Origin of the sequence: Weissella diestrammenae (assembly GCF_014397255.1) — a bacterium.
Classification (GTDB): domain Bacteria; phylum Bacillota; class Bacilli; order Lactobacillales; family Lactobacillaceae; genus Weissella; species Weissella diestrammenae.
This window is the reverse complement of the sequence record NZ_CP060724.1, coordinates 106115-124537: the sequence shown is the minus strand read 5'-3', so window position 1 is coordinate 124537 and position 18423 is coordinate 106115. Positions and strand designations below refer to the sequence as shown.

The 18423-nt window shown below is 39.2% G+C and carries 20 protein-coding genes; all 20 read left to right on the top strand.

The genetic code is table 11. The annotated features are described in order from the left end of the window. Window positions 1–119 precede the first annotated feature (119 nt). On the top strand, window positions 120–2357 hold the full coding sequence (locus H9L19_RS00595) for a RelA/SpoT family protein (RefSeq protein ID WP_187529271.1): 2238 nt from the start codon (window positions 120–122) through the stop codon (window positions 2355–2357). 18 nt (window positions 2358–2375) lie between these two features. Further along, window positions 2376–2822, top strand: coding sequence for a D-aminoacyl-tRNA deacylase (dtd, locus tag H9L19_RS00590; protein ID WP_187529270.1), 447 nt, complete (start codon window positions 2376–2378; stop codon window positions 2820–2822). 135 nt (window positions 2823–2957) lie between these two features. Continuing rightward, complete coding sequence (locus H9L19_RS00585; protein WP_187529269.1) at window positions 2958–3131, top strand: type II toxin-antitoxin system RelB/DinJ family antitoxin; 174 nt, start codon at window positions 2958–2960, stop codon at window positions 3129–3131. A gap of 201 nt (window positions 3132–3332) precedes the next feature. After that, window positions 3333–4214, top strand: a complete 882-nt coding sequence (locus H9L19_RS00580) for a CvfB family protein (RefSeq protein ID WP_187529865.1) — start codon at window positions 3333–3335, stop codon at window positions 4212–4214. 3 nt (window positions 4215–4217) lie between these two features. Next, entirely contained in the window at window positions 4218–5123 is a 906-nt protein-coding gene (gene xerD, locus H9L19_RS00575; RefSeq protein WP_187529268.1) for a site-specific tyrosine recombinase XerD, read from the top strand. Window positions 5124–5150: 27 nt separating this feature from the next. Continuing rightward, window positions 5151–5522 carry a hypothetical protein gene (locus tag H9L19_RS00570; RefSeq protein WP_187529267.1) on the top strand — a complete coding sequence of 124 codons (372 nt, stop codon included), beginning with the start codon at window positions 5151–5153 and terminating at the stop codon, window positions 5520–5522. Further along, entirely contained in the window at window positions 5515–6282 is a 768-nt protein-coding gene (locus H9L19_RS00565) for a segregation and condensation protein A (RefSeq protein ID WP_187529266.1), read from the top strand. The genes H9L19_RS00570 and H9L19_RS00565 overlap by 8 nt, the downstream gene beginning before the upstream one ends. Further along, window positions 6279–6896, top strand: coding sequence for an SMC-Scp complex subunit ScpB (scpB, locus tag H9L19_RS00560; RefSeq protein WP_187529265.1), 618 nt, complete (start codon window positions 6279–6281; stop codon window positions 6894–6896). Before H9L19_RS00565 ends, scpB begins: the two co-directional genes overlap by 4 nt. Next, complete coding sequence (locus H9L19_RS00555) at window positions 6889–7635, top strand: pseudouridine synthase (RefSeq protein ID WP_187529264.1); 747 nt, start codon at window positions 6889–6891, stop codon at window positions 7633–7635. Before scpB ends, H9L19_RS00555 begins: the two co-directional genes overlap by 8 nt. Before the next feature lie 16 nt (window positions 7636–7651). After that, a complete protein-coding gene (locus H9L19_RS00550; RefSeq protein WP_187529263.1) occupies window positions 7652–8212 on the top strand; it encodes an ECF transporter S component in 561 nt (186 codons plus the stop codon). Between the two features lie 83 nt (window positions 8213–8295). Then, on the top strand, window positions 8296–9336 hold the full coding sequence (locus H9L19_RS00545) for a helix-turn-helix domain-containing protein (protein ID WP_187529262.1): 1041 nt from the start codon (window positions 8296–8298) through the stop codon (window positions 9334–9336). A 2-nt stretch (window positions 9337–9338) separates the two neighbouring features. Then, window positions 9339–10784 carry a RecQ family ATP-dependent DNA helicase gene (locus H9L19_RS00540; protein ID WP_187529261.1) on the top strand — a complete coding sequence of 482 codons (1446 nt, stop codon included), beginning with the start codon at window positions 9339–9341 and terminating at the stop codon, window positions 10782–10784. 82 nt (window positions 10785–10866) lie between these two features. Then, window positions 10867–11427: a LysM peptidoglycan-binding domain-containing protein gene (locus H9L19_RS00535; protein ID WP_187529260.1), complete on the top strand. Its 561-nt coding sequence runs from the start codon at window positions 10867–10869 to the stop codon at window positions 11425–11427. 85 nt (window positions 11428–11512) lie between these two features. Beyond that, a complete protein-coding gene (gene cmk / locus H9L19_RS00530; protein WP_187529259.1) occupies window positions 11513–12187 on the top strand; it encodes a (d)CMP kinase in 675 nt (224 codons plus the stop codon). 125 nt (window positions 12188–12312) lie between these two features. Beyond that, the gene (gene rpsA / locus H9L19_RS00525) at window positions 12313–13566 is read left to right on the top strand and encodes a 30S ribosomal protein S1 (protein ID WP_187529258.1); all 1254 of its coding nucleotides are present in this window, start codon (window positions 12313–12315) and stop codon (window positions 13564–13566) included. Between the two features lie 157 nt (window positions 13567–13723). Next, entirely contained in the window at window positions 13724–15034 is a 1311-nt protein-coding gene (der, locus tag H9L19_RS00520) for a ribosome biogenesis GTPase Der (RefSeq protein WP_187529257.1), read from the top strand. A 208-nt stretch (window positions 15035–15242) separates the two neighbouring features. After that, on the top strand, window positions 15243–15515 hold the full coding sequence (locus H9L19_RS00515; protein WP_187529256.1) for an HU family DNA-binding protein: 273 nt from the start codon (window positions 15243–15245) through the stop codon (window positions 15513–15515). Window positions 15516–15788: 273 nt separating this feature from the next. Next, the gene (locus H9L19_RS00510; protein ID WP_187529255.1) at window positions 15789–16754 is read left to right on the top strand and encodes a GRP family sugar transporter; all 966 of its coding nucleotides are present in this window, start codon (window positions 15789–15791) and stop codon (window positions 16752–16754) included. 95 nt (window positions 16755–16849) lie between these two features. Next, the gene (locus H9L19_RS00505; RefSeq protein ID WP_187529254.1) at window positions 16850–17662 is read left to right on the top strand and encodes a Cof-type HAD-IIB family hydrolase; all 813 of its coding nucleotides are present in this window, start codon (window positions 16850–16852) and stop codon (window positions 17660–17662) included. 64 nt (window positions 17663–17726) lie between these two features. Continuing rightward, window positions 17727–18236 carry a GNAT family N-acetyltransferase gene (locus H9L19_RS00500; RefSeq protein ID WP_187529253.1) on the top strand — a complete coding sequence of 170 codons (510 nt, stop codon included), beginning with the start codon at window positions 17727–17729 and terminating at the stop codon, window positions 18234–18236. Window positions 18237–18423 lie beyond the last annotated feature (187 nt).

Below are 18423 nucleotides of genomic sequence, written 5' to 3'. Positions count from 1 at the left end.
TTTTGTAAATCACAGGTTTTGGGGTACAATAAAAGCAAATATCCGTATGGATAAATCCGGTGTGGCGCTGCGGGTGGAAATCCCAATCGGTGTGGCATCGATAAACTAAGGATAATCAAATGGCAGATGCAAAAGTTTTAACCCAAGCAGAAGTGCATGCACTATATGCAACCTATATGAACACAGAACATATTCAAGCAGTTGACCATGCGTATGAATATGCTTTTAATTTACATCGAGCACAAAAAAGGAAATCTGGTGAGCCATATATTATCCATCCGATTCAGGTTGCGGGTATTTTGGCCGACTTGAAAATGGACCCAGATACTGTAATTGCTGGTTATTTGCATGATGTTGTTGAGGACACAGATGCTGAAATCGAAGATGTCGCACATGAATTTGGGGCAGATGTCGCAGCGATTGTCGATGGTGTGTCTAAAATATCAAAGATTGAATATAAGTCGGATTCAGAACGTTTAGCTGAAAATCATCGAAAATTATTATTAGCGATGTCTCATGATATCCGCGTTATTTTTGTTAAATTAGCTGACCGTTTGCACAATATTCGGACATTATCAGCGTTGCGACCAGAAAAGCAAAAACGTATAGCAGGTGAAACATTAGAAATATATGCCCCCTTAGCTGACCGTTTGGGAATCATGACAATCAAGTGGGAACTAGAGGACACATCGCTACGTTACCTTGATTATGAGGCTTATCATCAAATTGCAAAATCGATGCAATTACGCCGAAACGAACGATTAGAAATTGTAGAAACCGCGGTTCGCGACATTGAACAAACCATTGTCGATTTAAATCTGACAAATGTAACAGTCTATGGTCGACCTAAACATATTTATTCAATTTATCGTAAGATGCATGATAAACATAAAGCATTTGATGAAATTTATGATTTATTAGCTATTCGTGTATTGGTAAATACGGTTGGTGACTGCTATGCTGTTCTAGGTGCAATTCATTCGCATTGGACCCCGATGCCAGGCCGTTTCAAGGATTATATTGCTTTACCAAAAGCAAACGGGTATCAATCATTGCATACGTCCGTAATTGGTCCAGGTGGGCGACCACTTGAGGTGCAAATTAGAACGCATGAAATGCATGAAATTGCTGAATTTGGTGTGGCAGCTCATTGGGCATACAAAGAAGGTAACTTCAAGGGCGCAGATGTTCAGAATACGGATCAACAGAAGTTAAATGTGATTCAAGGAATTTTGGAATTACAAAATGAGTCTAGTGATTCTGGCGATTTCATGGAATCAGTCAAAAGTGATTTATTTGTGGACCGTGTATATGCATTCACGCCTAAAGGTGATGTTTTTGAGCTATCTCAAGGGGCTGGTCCACTTGATATGGCATACACGATTCATACGAACGTTGGTAATATGACAACGGGGGCCAAAGTTAACGATAAAATTGTGCCGCTAGATTATGAAATTAAGACGGGTGACATCGTTGAAATTTTAACAAGTGCAAATGCTAAACCGAATCGTGATTGGCTGAAACTTGTTAAAACGCGACGTGCCAGAAATAAAATTAAGCAATATTTCAGAAAACAGGATCGTGATGAAAATATTGAGGCTGGAAAAGCTGAACTTGCTGGGTATTTAAGTGCGCAAGGCTTTGACCCTGAAACACTAATGTTACCGGATAATGCAGCACGTGCCATGGAGAAACTGCATTACCATACCGTTGATGATATGTATGCATCAATCGGATTTGGTGAATTATCAGCTCAAGGTGTTTCAAATAAATTTACTGAAGAAATTCGCGCTAAAATTGAGGAACAACGATTAGCAGCCGAACAGAAGTCGATTTTTGAAGACCATGAAACTGTGGGGACAACCAATACGCAAAGTAAAAACACACGACAGCGTAAGGGTGATGACCCGATTCTGATTCAGGGAATTGATTCCATGTTAGTTCGCTTGGGCCATTGTTGTACACCGGTGCCAGGAGATAACGTTGTTGGTTATATCACAAAAGGTCGAGGTGTTTCTGTTCATCGCGTAGGATGCCCAAATCTGGCAGCTGCCGATGAATTGGGACAACGTTTGGTTGATGTTGCTTGGGAAGAACCACAGGGTAATTCAAAACGTGAGTATGACGCTGATTTGATTATCACTGGCGAAAATCGTTCTAAGTTTTTAAACGATATCATTCGAATGGTGGGGAATCAAACCAAGATGGTTAGCTCGATTAATGGGCGAGTTGATAGCAATAATCATGCGGTTGTATCAATGACTGTTGGGGTTAAAAATCTTGAACAGTTACAAAGAGTGATGGATTCAGTTAAAAATGTAAAAGATGTTGACGGTGTAAAGCGCGCCTTCAAGTAATCAGGAAGGGTATATTGAATGCGAGTATTATTACAGCGTGTAAAATCAGCTAGTGTATCGGTTCAAAAACAAATCATTGGTCAAATTGAGCAGGGGTATGTGTTATTGGTAGGTATACAAGATTCAGATACGGTCGCTGAATGCCAATATCTTGTACGTAAAATTTTAGGGTTACGTGTCTTTTCTGATGCTGATGACAAAATGAATCTCAACCTTGAACAAGTGAACGGTGCCATTTTATCAATTTCGCAGTTTACGCTTTATGCAGACACAAAAAAAGGGAATCGACCAAGTTTTGTCCGAGCTGGGCAACCGGCACATGCACAGCAGATGTATCAGTATTTTAATCAGGCCCTTGCGCAAGCAGGTGTTCAGGTTGAAACTGGTGAATTTGGTGCTGATATGCAAATTTCATTGATAAATGATGGTCCTGTGACAATCTGGTTTGACACGGATAAACAGTAGTCGCATACGAAAATATGCATAATAGGGTGCTCTTGTATAGTTTTTCAAGTCTTATCTTTTGACGGTTTTAATATGTGTGTGATATTCTAATAACGTGATTAAAAATCGATTAAAAGATTGAAAGAGGATGTTGATATGGCAGAAAAATTGATTCAATTGCGCGTAGAAGAAAATGTGAAAGATTCAGCAGATGAAATCTTTAAGCAACAAGGATTAACAACACAAACCGCAATTAAAATCTTTTTAACACAGGTAGCAAATAACGGTGATTCACCATTTTCAAATTTGTTTACCAAAAAGACTAACTAAGCGAGTGTTATACTTGTATGTTAATCAATAGACACCTTAACCGTGGATTAGAGAATGCTAATCTAGGGTTAAGGTGTTTTTGTTTGGAAATAACATGAGAGGCTAGTGTGGATCTTCTATGGTAATTCGAATTGTTTTTTGGTATTCTATTAACAGACAAGCTAGTTGACATAAAATATTCAAAACATGAAAGAAATGATAATGACTTATAAAGTTGGAGAAATACTCACGGCAATCGTGACAGATGAGAACACGACAGATTATTTTGCACAAGTTGCAGGTTTAACTTATGAAATAAATAAAAGTGAATTACAAAAGCCACTTCACATTGGTGGGCAGGTTACTGGTTTTGCATATGAAAATCAGTCAGGGCAGCTACAAATCACTAAAAATGTGCCAGATGTCAGATTGGGTCACTATGCGTTTGGTACTGTTACTGATGTTCGACGCGATCTCGGGGTCTTTGTTGATATCGGATTGCCGAACAAAGATGTGGTGGTTTCATTAGATGAATTGCCAACAATTAAAGAGTTATGGCCACAGCGTGGTGATCGATTGATGATTACTTTACGGGTTGACCATAAGGACCGTTTATGGGGTGAATTAGCAACTAATGATATTTTGAATGCCATTCGTATTCCTGCAAAAGCAGAGATGAAGGGCAACAAAAATGTTAAGGCCACTGTATATAGGCTAAAGATGGTGGGGACCTTGGTCATTACTGATGATTATCAAATCGGATTTATTCATCCAAGTGAGCGGTTTTCTGAACCACGTTTAGGTGAACAACTTGTCACGCGTGTGATTGGTGTACGTCAGGATGGCTTATTGAATCTGTCATTGAAACCATTGGCCTACCAGGCCATCGATGGGGATGCCAAAATGTTGCTGACTTTATTGCAAAGGTCAAAGCAACACACATTACCATACAATGATAAATCTGATCCAAAAGCAATTCAGGCTTATTTTAATATGTCAAAAGGACAATTTAAGCGAGCACTTGGTCATTTATATAAACAACATCTCATTGAACAGAATGAATCAGGCATTTACCTCGTTGAATCAGATTATCAAGGAGAGTAACTTATGGCACAAGATATGTATGATGAGTATCTTCAATCATATTTAAATTATGTTGTCGTTGAACGTGGTTTATCATTAAATACGCGGACATCATACCAACAAGACTTAAACCGCTTTTTTAAGTTTTTACGTCATCAATCGCCTGTGCCTAAGATAGAAACCATTGATCGACTGTTGATTATGACCTATTTAAATGAACTCAGTAATGAAGGTAAAGCACGTAATTCAATCATTAGAATGGTCTCTTCGATGCGTAAGCTTTTTCAATACGCATTACGTCAAAAGTGGCTGATGGCCGATCCAATGGCTCAAGTTCATCCACCGAAAAAAGCAGCATACTTACCAGCTGTTTTGACTTTGGAGGAAGTTGAACGTTTATTAGCAGTACCCGATGTTACGACTAATTTAGGTATTCGTAATCGTACTATTTTAGAAGTGATGTATGCCACTGGCTTACGCGTTAGTGAACTGGTTAATTTAAAATTGGATAATTTGCATCTTGATTTAGGTTTAATTCAAACCGTTGGGAAAGGTGATAAGGAACGAATTATTCCGATTGGTGATTTGGCTGCTTATTGGCTGAAGAAATACTTAAAAGAGGTTCGTCCGATGTTAGGCCAAGTTCAAGATGAAAGTATTATTTTTTTGAATGGTCATGGTCATGGATTAACCCGACAAGGTGTTTGGAAATTAATCAAAGCCTGGGTTAGTGCTGCTGGAATTACTAAGGATGTTTCACCGCATACCCTACGCCATTCCTTTGCTACACATATTTTAGAAAATGGCGCGGACTTACGTATTGTGCAAGAATTGTTAGGCCATTCAGATATTTCGACAACACAAATTTATACACATGTTTCAGACAAACATTTACGAGAAGTATATGAAAAAAGTCATCCGCGAGCATAGGAAAAAACAAAGGGAAGGGTATTCGATATGTTAGTGATTGTTTCAGATGAACAACCAAAAATTGCCATGGGATTAATGTCATATATTCCGAGTTTGCCGACTTATGCAGAAGTCACACGTGAATTACAATGGTATCAAGTCTCAGATGCTCGTACTTTGATGTTGTGGAAAGATCCAATCACCAAACATTTTACTGCAGTATTGGGTGTTGAAGAAGTTTACGATGCCGTATTACTACGGCTAGTTGCTTTTGGACCAGAAGTGCCGGTTGTAGAACGTCAAAAAGTTGGGCATGATATTTACACAGCTTTGAGCAATTGGTTTCCTGAATTAACCTTGATGGGTACGATTACAACGCAAAAATTAGTGAATGAATGGAAAATGACGAAACATGACTGAAGAAATCACATATCATTTAAAAGATTTTGATGGCCCGTTAGATTTGTTATTACATTTGATACGAGTGAATGAGATGGATATTTTGGATATTCCGATTGTTGATATCACAAGTCAGTATTTACTGTTTTTAGCTGAAGAAAAACAGCGAAATTTAGACGTAGCGGGTGAATTTCTTGTGATGGCAGCAACTTTAATGCGAATTAAATCACGCTTTTTATTGCCACAACCTGAGATAGATGAAAGCGAGTTAGCAGAGATTGAGTATGAACCCGATCCGCGTGAGGCGTTGATGAATCAGTTGCTTGAATATCAAAAATATCAGAATGCAGCTGATGAGCTACGTGAACGCGAAGAAGGACGTATGCTGCAATTTAGCCGGACCCCAATGACGGTGCCGGATGACGTTCAGATGGCCCCATTGCCTGAAGGATTGGCTATTTTAGATTTACAGTTAGCATTTAATGATATGTTAGCTCGTCGAAAGCGAGTGCAAAAGCGACCACGGACTATGGTGAGAGAAACTTGGTCAATCAAGGCGCAAATGCAACTTGTCATGCAGCGCATTCAAACTGAAGATCAAGTTGCTTTTCAATCATTATTTGGTGCGCAAGCCACCAGGGACGAATGGGTCACAACATTTCTGGCCGTTCTTGAATTGGTCAGACATCAGCATATAAAAATTCAGCAAAATGACAAATTTGGTAAAATTGACATGATGATGAGTGATAAAGCATATCAAGAAAAGGACGAAGCGGAATGACAAATTTACAACAAATTGAAGCGTTGTTGTTTGTTGCGGGAGATGAAGGGGTCACAATTGCTGAATTGGCGCATGCAACTGAGTTTGCAAAGCCTGCTGTGAAGGGATTACTTGATTCGTTGACGCAACGTTATGTGAATGATGATGATTCAGCCTTGGCTTTATTACAAACAGCCGATCGGTATCAATTGGTGACCAAAACGTCATTGGTTAATGTCGTTCAGCGGTATTTCACAGCACCGTTAACGACTGCACTAAGTCAAGCTTCGCTGGAAGTTTTGGCGATTGTTGCTTATCGCCAACCGATAACACGGATGGAAGTTGACGAAATTCGCGGCGTTCAATCAAGTTCGACTTTGCAAAAATTAGTCATGCGAGATTTAGTGACGAGTAAAGGTAAAGCAGATGAACCAGGTCGACCTAATTTGTATGGGACAACGGACTATTTTCTGAATTATTTTGGGCTTAGTCAAATCACAGAATTACCACCGTTGGTTAATGCTGCGGCTTTGGATGAGTTACAAAGTCAAGCCAATCAGACGGTACCATTGATGCCAAGTGGCGAACAACAAACAACAGAAAACACATTAGAAAATGAGGAACAAAATGGCTGAACGATTACAGAAAGTGATGGCTCAAGCAGGTGTTGCATCACGGCGAGCATCTGAAACGTTAATCTTAGCAGGTCGCGTCACGGTAAATGGACAAACGGTGAAAACATTAGGAACTAAGGTTGAACCGCATGATAAAATTGAGGTAAACGGTGAGCCGATTGAAGGTGCAGAAAAAAAGGTTTACTATCTATTAAATAAACCTCGAGGCGTTGTCACGACGAGTGCTGATGATAAAAATCGACGGACCGTCATTGACGTTGTCAGCGATATTCGTGAGCGGGTCTATCCCGTCGGTAGATTGGATTATGATACAACAGGTGCATTGTTACTAACTAATGATGGTGAATTGGCGAATCAATTGATGCATCCTCGTTACAAAATTGATAAAGTTTATATTGCCAAAGTTAAAGGTATTCCAACAAACGATGCCTTAAAAGCCCTTCGTTTGGGCGTTCAAGTGGATGGGAAAAAGACAGCTGAAGCACGTGCGGAAATAGTCAAGTTTGATAAACATAAGGGCACAGCGACGGTTCAGCTAACAATTCACGAGGGACGTTACCATCAAGTAAAAGAAATGTTGAAAGCTGTTGGACATCCAGTGATTAAATTGCATCGCGAACGCTATGGTATGCTGGAGGTAAATGATTTACTTTCAGGAGAATATCGTGAATTACGTTATGAGGAAGTACAGCAATTGAAATCTGGAAAGCAAGTACGAAAGAGTGCCGGACGCTTATAAAAGTGAGGATAGAAAGATGAAAACACGTCAATTGACAGTTATTGCATTATTATCGGCGGTGGCATTCGTTTTAATGGTTTTTGCATCATTCCCAATAATTCCAAGTGTATCTTTTTTAAAAATTGATTTATCCTTTGTACCTATTTTTATTGGTGCGACATTGTTGGACTTAAAAAGTGGCTACGCCATATTACTCGTTCGGTCAGTCCTAAAATTGTTATTAAATAACGCTGGTGTCAATGATTATATTGGGTTACCGATGAATATATTGGCGTTTGCATTGTTGTTGACGATTATGGTTTATTATTTAAAGCGGACGCGTTGGCAGCTTTGGTTGCGTATTAGTAGTGCGGTTGTTATTGGCTCAATATTGACGACGGTTTTGATGGTGGCGCTTAATTATTATTATGCGGTGCCGCTATATGCACAATTTGCCAATTTTGATATTAGCAAAACATTTGGTGTATTCAATTATTTAATCATGGCAGTGGTACCATTTAATTTGTTACAAGGCGTTATTTTATCAGGATTAGCAGTTATTATGGCAATGCCAATTCAACGCGCATTAAAGGTTTAATTGGATACCGAAGCAAGTTATTTGCTTCGGTATTTATAGTTTATAAGCGGCTATTTTTTACAATCACGGTAGAGGGGAGATAAATGATGGAAACCTTTTTGTTAACGTTATTTCATCAATCACAACCACGACGAGCACGAGTTCTATATGGGCTATTGCGGAATCAGATGACTGTTTCGACGAACTATCATGGCTTAAGATACGACTTATTATATTTGATAAATATTTGGCCGAAATTATCGCGTGAGAAATATAATCAGGCAATCAATCGTTTAGTACAGACACAATATATTCAAGAAATTGCGCCTGGCCAATTCATCCGTACATCATTAGGACAACAGATGATGTTGAGTCAGCAATCCAAACACTATACGCTTCAAAATAAACATGAATTATTTGTCGCAGACGTTATTGGTTTTCGTGAGGTGTTTTTATTAGCTAATCAAGTTGTTTCAGAGTCAGCCTACCATAATTCAACTTATTATCCCTTACCAAGCTCATTATTGACGCAACAACTGGTTAAACGTTGGTATCAGCAAAATCGATCGACAGATATGGGGGTTACTTGGGTTGACGCGTTGCAGACATTCTTGCAGACTCGACTAGAGAGCGATGCTGATAATTTGGTCGCTAGTTGGCCTGGACATCAAATTCCTGGCCGTGTCTTTGAACAGCTGAATTTTGATGAGAATTGGTCGCGATTAGATTATCGCCTTTGGGAGTTAGATCAGTATGCAGCACTAAGCCATTTTTTGCGTGAATCAAAGTTGTCGCCGTTAAAGGCGCTTTGGTTACCGTTTAGTCAACGTCAATTAATGTCACAATCGATGCAGCAAACTTATCAAGAATTCATGCAAGGGGCATCCATTGAGTTGATTGTGAGAAATCGGGGGTTGAAAGTCAGTACTGTGCGCGAACATTTACTTTCGGCGGCCATTATGGTGCCGTTAAAAGCATTTGATTATCTGCGCTTTTATGATAAAAAAACGTATCAATGGCTTAATGATAATTTGCAGGGGTCAATTGATAACTGGAATTACGAAGCTGTACATCAACAAAATGCCAGTCTTGATTTCTTTCAATTCAGATTATATTGTATTCAACAAACAAAGGTGGATCGTTGATCATGACACAAAAAAATGATTTACGACGAATTTTAAATGCCCGTTTTGGATTTGATCAATTTAAAACGGGGCAGGCAGAAATCTTAGAAGCCTTGATTGCTGGGAAAAATACTTTGGCCGTATTACCAACGGGTGGCGGGAAAAGCTTAATTTATCAGATGATGGGAGCTATTCGGCCAGGATTAGTGATTATTGTCAGCCCGCTATTATCACTGATGCAAGATCAGGTGGTGCGATTAAATTATGCTGGTGAACAGCAAGTCATTGCATTTAACTCAAATTTATCACATGCTGAACGACACTATGTATTATCAAATTTGGCGCGCTATCATTATTTGTTTATTTCACCAGAAATGCTGGGTGAGGCAACAGTTTTAAGGGCTCTACAAAAGGTGATGATTAATTTGTTAGTTGTTGATGAAGCACATACAATTGTGAGTTGGGGACCGGATTTTCGACCAGAATATTTGAATTTACCCAAAATACATCAATCATTAAAGCAACCACAATTGCTCTTGTTGACAGCGACCGCAACTGTTGAGATGCAAAAAGAGATGCTGCAACCATTTCATTTATCAAAAGCGACACTTTTTCATTATCAACAATCGGTTAATCGAGAAAATATCTATTTAAGAACAGAACATGTACCTGATGAGGCCGCTAAACAAGCACGCCTGTTGGCGTTAGTTAAGGCATTGCAGGGCCCAGGTATTATTTATTTTTCGTCACGCCGTATGGCAACAAAAATGGCACATTGGTTGGCACAAATGACCGGTCTGACCGTCATGAGTTATCATGCAGGTCTAGATCAACACGACCGATATCGTATTCAACATCAATTTATGCAGGGACAAGTTGACGTGATAACAGCAACTTCTGCATTTGGGATGGGGATTGATAAAGGGGATATTCGCTATGTGATTCATTATCATTTGAGTACTGATTTAACGGCTTATTTACAAGAGTTCGGTCGAGCGGGTCGTGATGGCAAAGTAGCAGTTGCAATTTTGTTGTATGCAACTGGTGATGAATCGTTGGCATATGCCATGTTAGCAGCGACGATTCCGTCTACACAAGTGCTGAGTCATTGGATTAACCATCAGCATACAAATGAGATGTTATCCCAACAACAACACGAATTGTTAGCTTTTTATCAAAAGCAAGGCCAATCTGATCAACAAATTGCAACAATATTAGAACAGCGGCGTCAAAGTCGACAAGCAGATATCAATGAAATGGCCACATATGCGCAGCTATCAACAGGTTTAAGGCGGTTTATCTTGACACATTATGAAGATGTGCCAGGAGAAGTCTTGCAATTTGAGTCAAGCGATGGTGATTGGCAACCGGCAATGATTGGATTAGCGCAAACTGAAGTGAAACATCAAATAGATAAAAAAAATAGGGGTTGGCAGCTTCAAATGAATCAACTGTTTAATATAAAGTAAAGACATGTGGCGACAATTTTATTTCAAATGTTATTTATGATACCTTTAAAGTACTAAATAACAAGTATGGGGGTTCCCTAAAATGAGTCAGCAAGATCCAAATCAAGAGAAGCCATGGGATGCATCATTTGAAGAACAAGATGTTGTCAAAAAATATTCACGTACAGCAAATCGTAAGAAAACAAAGCGAGTGAGTCTTGTCGTTGGGTTGTTACTAACGATTATTTTGATATTGTCATTTATTCCGGTCTTTAATTATCTTAAAGAGTTGAATAAACCTGCACAGACAACAGCAGTCGCTTCATTATCAGAAAATTCGACAACGACATCAACATCAAAGGTTGAAAAGAATAATTCAAGTTCGAAAAAAGCGGCTTCTAAGAAGGATGAAGCTAAAAAGGCAGCGTCAGAAAAAGCGGCCTCAGAGAAGGCTGCTTCAGAGAAAGCAGCGTCGGATTCAGAAAAAGCAGCTTCTGAAGCCGCTCAAAATACAGTTAAGTTAGAATTACCGTCTGGTCGACCAACTTTGTTTGGCTTTGCGGCTGAACATAATGTATCGGTTTCTGATTTGTACAATTTAAATCCAGGGTTAACGGCAGATAATTATACTTCATGGATTGGTAAAGACGTAAAAATCAAGTAGTGATGAGCAAATCACCTTCAATTGTTTTGAAGGTGATTTTTATGTTAAGATTATTTATTGAAATCAAGAGAGTTAGGTAGATAAAATGAACGCAATTCAAATTGCAATTGATGGACCTGCATCAGCAGGAAAATCAACAATTGCTAAAATATTGGCAAATGATTTTGGTTATATTTATGTTGATACGGGCGCCATGTATCGTGTTGTTACTTTGGCTGCTTTGCGAGCAAAAATTGATCTTAATGATGAGCAAGCAGTAACACAGTTATTGCCACAAGTTGATATTACTTTTGCACCCGGTGAACCGGTCCAAAAGGTCTTTTTAAATGAGACAGAAGTGACTACTGACATCCGATCGTCAATTGTGACCGCTAATGTGTCGCTTATTTCATCATACGAAGCCGTGCGGCAAGCAATGACTCAACTACAACGTGATATTGCTGCACAGGGTGGTGTCGTAATGGATGGTCGAGATATTGGTACAACTGTTCTACCAAATGCAGATGTCAAGATATTTTTAATTGCGTCAGTTGAAGAACGAGCGGCACGTCGTTTTACTGAAAATCAGACAAAAGGTATGACGGATACATTAGAAGAAATTCAAGCAGCAGTTGCTCATCGTGACTATTTGGATTCACATCGTGAGATTAGTCCTTTAAAAAAGGCTTCAGATGCGGTAGAATTAGATACTACAGGTCTTTCAATTCAAGAAGTTGTTGCTGCTGCAAAGCAGATAATTAATCAAAAAATTGAGCGGTGATGTAGATCGACGTGAAAACGTTAAAATTAATGTTGAAAATGTCACACGAAACACTAGTAATTAGAAAAGTTTTACTTTATAATTATGGTATTATCACATTCGTGTGACCAGGAGGATTTATTGTAATGAACGAAGAGAACAACGAGCTATTGGCTGCCCTAGATGCACAACCAGACGTTAAAGTTGGAGATGTTGTTAAGGGTGAAGTCTTGGCTATTGATGATGCACGTCAAGTTGTAGTTGGAATTGATGGTGCCGGTGTTGAAGGTGTCATTCCAGCCCGTGAATTAACTGCTGATCGTGACGCTGACGTCAATGAATTGGTCAAGGTTGGTGATGTTATTGAAGCAGTCGTGAAGATGCCAATTACTTCTGAAAAAGAAGGGTACTCATGGATTCTTTCAAAGCGCCAATTAGAAGCTCGTCGTGCATGGGATGAAATCGCAAGCAAGTACAATGAAGATGACATTGTTGAAGCCCCTGTTACTCAAGTTGTAAAGGGTGGTTTGGTTGTTGACGTTGCGGGTGTTCGTGGATTCGTTCCTGCCTCAATGATTGAGAATCGTTTCGTGCAAGATTTGAACCAATACAAGGGACAAACAATCAAAGCTAAGATTATTGAAATTAATTCAGCAGAATCTCGCTTGATTTTGTCACGTAAAGCTGTTTTGAATGCTGAACGTTCAGAAGCTTTGAAGCGTGTCTTCGAAGAATTGAATGTTGGTGATGTTGTTGAAGGTAAAGTTGCTCGTATGACTAACTTTGGTGCCTTTATCGACCTTGGTGGTGTTGACGGATTGGTTCACGTTTCAGAAATTTCACATGAACGTGTTTCTCAACCATCAGATGTATTGTCTGTTGGTGAAGACGTTAAGGTGAAGGTATTGGGATTAGATGCTGAAAAGGAACGTATCTCATTGTCAATTAAGGCAACGCAACCAGGACCTTGGGAAGCTGCTGCTGAAAAGGCACCTGAAGGAACTGTTCTGGAAGGAACAGTTAAGCGTGTTGTTGACTTCGGTGCATTCGTTGAAGTGTTCCCTGGCGTTGAAGGTTTGGTTCACGTATCTCAAATCTCACACCAACACGTTGACAACCCATCAGACGTTTTGAAGGCTGGAGATAAGGTTCAAGTGAAGGTACTTGAAGTTAACCCTGATAAGCAACGTTTGTCATTGTCAATTAAGGCTTTGACTGAAGCACCTGCACGTGAAGGTGGTAACAACGATGGTGAGCGTCGTCCACGTCGTAACAACAATAACAACAACGGTGGTCGTCGCAATAACCAACGCGAATCTGCCCCAATGAATTACTCAACTTCTGAAGAAGAAGGTAATGCAACTTTGGGTGATTTGTTTAATTTGAAGGATTTTGATTAAAATCAATTGAATTACTAATGAAGAGGTAGAACTTTCATGGTTCTACCTCTTCTTTCATTTTCTGACGACAAATCAATTCTTTGGCTTCGAAAATGTTATAATATTAACATGAATTAGTACGTTAATAGTAGATAAGAGTATTAGAAAAGAGGTAGCTATGGCCTATCCAGTGGTAGCCATTGTCGGACGTCCGAACGTTGGGAAGTCGACAATTTTTAATCGTATTGCAGGTGATCGTATTTCGATTGTTGAAGATACACCCGGTGTGACGCGTGATCGGATTTATACGCGTGCTGAGTGGCTGACTCAAGAATTCCGTCTAATTGATACTGGTGGAATTGAAATGAGTAATGAGCCATTTATGACTGAAATCAAGCAACAAGCTGAAATTGCGATGGATGAAGCGGATGTCATTGTTTTTATGGTTTCTGGTCGTGAAGGGCTGACTGATGCTGACGAACAAGTCGCAAAAATATTGTATAAAACAAATAAACCGGTGGTACTTGCGGTTAATAAAGTTGATAATTTTGAGATGCGCAACGACATTTTTGATTTCTACGCCCTCGGACTGGGAGAACCTTTCCCAATTTCTGGGTCGCACGGTACAGGGTTAGGTGACTTATTAGATGAAATCGTTAAGCACTTTCCAGAAGATACGGGTGCAACTGATGATGAAACGATTCGTTTTTCATTTATCGGACGGCCCAATGTTGGTAAGTCATCATTGGTGAACGCCTTACTTGGTGAAAATCGCGTGATTGTTTCAGATATTGCGGGTACAACGCGAGATGCAATTGACACGAAGTTTACAACGGCTGAAGGCGATGAATTTACAATGGTGGATACAGCCGGTATTCGGAAACGTGGTAAGGTGTATGAGAATACAGAGAAGTATTCGGTTATGCGTGCCATGCGTGCGATTGATGACTCAAATGTTGTTTTGATGGTCTTAAATGCTGAAGAAGGTATCCGAGAACAAGATAAACACGTCGCAGGTTATGCGCATGAGGCAGGGCGGGCAGTCATTATTGTTGTCAATAAATGGGACACACTTGAAAAAGATGATCATACGATGAGCGCTTTTGAAGAGATGATTCGAACTGAATTCCAATATTTAGCTTATGCCCCAATTATTTTTGTCTCAGCTTTGACAAAACAACGGTTGAACAAATTGCCTGCCATCATCAAACAGGTTAACGAAAACCATCAACGTCGCATTCAATCATCAACGCTAAATGAAGTGATTATGGATGCACTTGCGTTGAATCCGGCGCCTAATCGAAATGGTAAACGGCTACGTGTGTATTATGCGACGCAGGTTTCAATTCAACCACCGACCTTTGTTGTGTTTGTCAATGAACCTGAGTTAATGCATTTCTCATATGAGCGTTTCCTTGAAAACCAGATTCGAAAGGCATTTGATTTTACAGGCACACCAGTACACTTGATTAAACGTGCACGGACGTAATTTTTTTGCATTTTCATACAAAAAGTAGGGAAAGTACAGAAAAATAGCGTTTTATTTGATAAAATCGGTTACAAAACGCAGTATAACGGCATTTTTAATATAAAAAGGCTTGTTATAAGTTTTAAATTATGATAAATTTAATTACGACATAAAGTATTTTACTTTATGGAATTAAAATGTGATTTTCACAAATCAGGAGGATAGTCTAATGGCTAACAAGCAAGACTTGATCAACAAGGTAGCAGAAGCAGGTTTCTCAAAGAAGGATGCAACTACTGCAGTTGATGCAACTTTCGCAGCGATTCAAGAAGAATTGACTGCTGGAGAAAAGGTTCAATTGATCGGTTTCGGAACTTTCGAAGTACGTACACGTGCTGCTCGTAAGGGTCGTAACCCACAAACTAACGAAGAAATTGATATCCCAGCATCAAAGATTCCAGCTTTCAAGCCTGGTAAGGGATTGAAGGACGCCGTTAAGTAATTAATGGGTCAATTGAGCGAGAGAATTAGATTATTCTTTAGTTAGGGTTCAATTTTCCAAATGGAAGATTAACAGCTAATAACGCTTACGAAAACGAGTACGATGCTGTACTCGTTTTTTTGTTACCATAGTTTGCGCATAATATAACGATTGAATTGAATAAATAAAAATAATAAAATTCGGAACATTTTTACGTAAACGCTTACATTTTATGGTAAACTTTTACAAGTGGAGATAACCACGCATATTTTAGAAAAATTTGAGGGACTTACAATGCATTTATCAATTTTAATTGCGCTGATTCCAGCGCTCGCATGGGGAGCTACCGGGATTGTTACAACGAAAATGGGCGGGTCTGCCGGACAGGGAACGTTAGGGATGACTTTTGGTGCTCTAATTTTTGGATTAGGCACAATGTTCTTATATGTTTTACCAATGGCGGGCGCAGATTTCGCCTTTAATCCAAGAATTTGGTTGGTTGGCTTCATCTCAGGTTTATTCTGGGCTGTGGGGACCGCTGGCCAATTTATTGGCTTTAAAAAGGTCGGTGTTTCAGTTGGGAATCCTTTGTCTACGGCTGGCCAAATCATTACGAACGCTTTAATGGCTGCAGCAGTCCTTGGCGAATGGCGTACAGGTAAGATGTGGTTATTTGGTTCATTAGCAATTATTTCAGTGGTGGTTGGGGCTATCTTAACTTCGTTGCCAGATGCGCATGGCACTAAAAATATGAATCCAAATTATAATTTTGGTGCAGGTATGTTTGCGATTGCGATTTCAACGTTAGGGTATATGATGTATTTCGTATTTCCTAATTTGTTGCATAAAATTGGTTACATTTCAAATGCAGTCCATGCAGCACCAAATGATACGGGGCTATACTATATGACATCGATTGTTGGACCACAATCGATTGGACAAGTTTTAGGTGCATTGATTATTGTTGTGTTCTTTTTGAAAGAAAAAGATATAATGTTCCAAAAATGGACTTGGCGTAACATTGTGACCGGCTTGGTTTGGGCGACAGGAAATGTCTTTATGTTTATTTCGGCCGCTAATCCACAAATTGGTCAAGCAGTCGCAACTACATTGTCACAAATGGGAATTGTCGTTGGCGTGTTTGGTGGTATTTATATTCTTGGTGAGAAAAAATCTAAGCGACAGTTGGTATTTGCCGCAATTGGTGCCGTACTCGTTGTCATTGGTGGAGTCATGATTTCAAATCTTGGTCATTTATAAGATAAACGATTCATAATTGGGGCTAAACAGAGTTTGGCCCTTTTTATTTGCAAACTTGCTATAATAGTAGGAGACAAAGAATAGGAAGAGTAGTTATGAGTGATATTAAAATTGTATCAATTGACATTGATGGTACATTATTAAATGATAACCATGAAATTACAAAAGACGTTAAGGATGCGATTCAACAAGCAATTGCACAAGATGTCAAAATTGTTATTACAACGGGACGACCATTGCCTGGTGTTCAACCAATCTTAGATGAATTAAATATTAAAGGTGCTGATCAATATGTCATCACCCATAATGGTGGCTTGATGCAAACAGCAGACGGCTCAAAAATTTTGTTTTCAGCACCGTTAGCATTTGACGAGTGGCAATTAATCAACCAATTTATGCGTGAACAAGCGACATATATTCAGGTGGAGAGTCAATCAATGGCATATACAACTAACCATCTTGTACATCCATGGGCAAGTTTTGAAAACTCGTTGGTTAACTTACCCCTTCGAGTATTGGATGATGAAACGGCATTAAAACATGTTGAAATTACAAAAGGAATCGCCAATGCTGAGTCAGCCGAATTAGACCGGGTACAGGCATTAGTGCCAGACAGTATAATGAATGCCGTATCAGTTATTCGATCGACGGCTAATAACTTAGAATTTATTAATCAAGCTGCATCAAAGGGAAATGCATTAATAGCCTTAGCAAATGAGTTAGGCGTTGAAATGACACAAACAATGGCTATTGGTGATCAAGAGAATGACTTATCGATGATTGAGGTAGCTGGAACCAGTATTGCGATGGGTAACGCGATTGAACGGATTAAAGCAGCAGCTCATTTTACAACTGCGGACAATAATCATTCTGGTGTTGCACAAGCACTTCAAACATATGTGCTTTGATTTTGAATTTGCTATTATTGACGGTCAAAATTAAAACATAATGTCGGAATAATAGAGGTATTAAATGGGAATAACAACTTATAAAAAGCAGATGGCAACAGAGGTTCAAACAACGATCCAAATGGCATTTGCACAATCAAAATATGGGTATCAGGGTGAAAATGAGCTTGTATTTGATTTGCGGCAGGATCAAAAAAATAAAATTTTTGAATTGGTATGGCAACAAGCAGCCAAGGTCGTTGGCCATGTGATGTTGAGTGAGGCTAGTGTTGGTCAGACGACAGGTCTGGTTTTAGCACCGTTATCAGTATTGCCTGAATATCAACACCAAGGGATTGGGGGTGAATTATTGCGTGCAGCTGAACAATTGGCTGCTGATAAAAAATTTGCTTTTATCAGTATCCTAGGTGAACCAGCATACTATCAAGTATTTGGTTATCAAACAGCAAGCCAATTCAACATTACCGCACCAATGCCGGTACCTGATGATTATTTTATGGTTAAGCCTTTAGTTGACTTGGCTCAAACAAATGGCAAATTGGTTTACGCACCAGCATTCAAATTAAATGCGTAAGATACGCTAGAAGGGCATGTAAGTTTAATAGTGATGCCATGGAAAGATTAACGATTGACGTTAATCTTTTTTCTTTGCAACGAAAAAATAGAATCATGATTTCAGACGTTATAAAAGTGGTATACTAAATGTATAGATAAAGTAAGCGCTTACATAATTGACTTACATGTTGAAATGATGAAGCAGG

Bases quoted from the DNA above. Each gene is read 5' to 3' on its own strand.
- H9L19_RS00595 (WP_187529271.1), top strand. From the start codon at position 120: ATGGCAGATGCAAAAGTTTTAACCCAAGCAGAAGTGCATGCACTATAT.
- dtd (WP_187529270.1), top strand. From the start codon at position 2,376: ATGCGAGTATTATTACAGCGTGTAAAATCAGCTAGTGTATCGGTTCAA.
- H9L19_RS00585 (WP_187529269.1), top strand. From the start codon at position 2,958: ATGGCAGAAAAATTGATTCAATTGCGCGTAGAAGAAAATGTGAAAGAT.
- H9L19_RS00580 (WP_187529865.1), top strand. From the start codon at position 3,333: ATGACTTATAAAGTTGGAGAAATACTCACGGCAATCGTGACAGATGAG.
- xerD (WP_187529268.1), top strand. From the start codon at position 4,218: ATGGCACAAGATATGTATGATGAGTATCTTCAATCATATTTAAATTAT.
- H9L19_RS00570 (WP_187529267.1), top strand. From the start codon at position 5,151: ATGTTAGTGATTGTTTCAGATGAACAACCAAAAATTGCCATGGGATTA.
- H9L19_RS00565 (WP_187529266.1), top strand. From the start codon at position 5,515: ATGACTGAAGAAATCACATATCATTTAAAAGATTTTGATGGCCCGTTA.
- scpB (WP_187529265.1), top strand. From the start codon at position 6,279: ATGACAAATTTACAACAAATTGAAGCGTTGTTGTTTGTTGCGGGAGAT.
- H9L19_RS00555 (WP_187529264.1), top strand. From the start codon at position 6,889: ATGGCTGAACGATTACAGAAAGTGATGGCTCAAGCAGGTGTTGCATCA.
- H9L19_RS00550 (WP_187529263.1), top strand. From the start codon at position 7,652: ATGAAAACACGTCAATTGACAGTTATTGCATTATTATCGGCGGTGGCA.
- H9L19_RS00545 (WP_187529262.1), top strand. From the start codon at position 8,296: ATGATGGAAACCTTTTTGTTAACGTTATTTCATCAATCACAACCACGA.
- H9L19_RS00540 (WP_187529261.1), top strand. From the start codon at position 9,339: ATGACACAAAAAAATGATTTACGACGAATTTTAAATGCCCGTTTTGGA.
- H9L19_RS00535 (WP_187529260.1), top strand. From the start codon at position 10,867: ATGAGTCAGCAAGATCCAAATCAAGAGAAGCCATGGGATGCATCATTT.
- cmk (WP_187529259.1), top strand. From the start codon at position 11,513: ATGAACGCAATTCAAATTGCAATTGATGGACCTGCATCAGCAGGAAAA.
- rpsA (WP_187529258.1), top strand. From the start codon at position 12,313: ATGAACGAAGAGAACAACGAGCTATTGGCTGCCCTAGATGCACAACCA.
- der (WP_187529257.1), top strand. From the start codon at position 13,724: ATGGCCTATCCAGTGGTAGCCATTGTCGGACGTCCGAACGTTGGGAAG.
- H9L19_RS00515 (WP_187529256.1), top strand. From the start codon at position 15,243: ATGGCTAACAAGCAAGACTTGATCAACAAGGTAGCAGAAGCAGGTTTC.
- H9L19_RS00510 (WP_187529255.1), top strand. From the start codon at position 15,789: ATGCATTTATCAATTTTAATTGCGCTGATTCCAGCGCTCGCATGGGGA.
- H9L19_RS00505 (WP_187529254.1), top strand. From the start codon at position 16,850: ATGAGTGATATTAAAATTGTATCAATTGACATTGATGGTACATTATTA.
- H9L19_RS00500 (WP_187529253.1), top strand. From the start codon at position 17,727: ATGGGAATAACAACTTATAAAAAGCAGATGGCAACAGAGGTTCAAACA.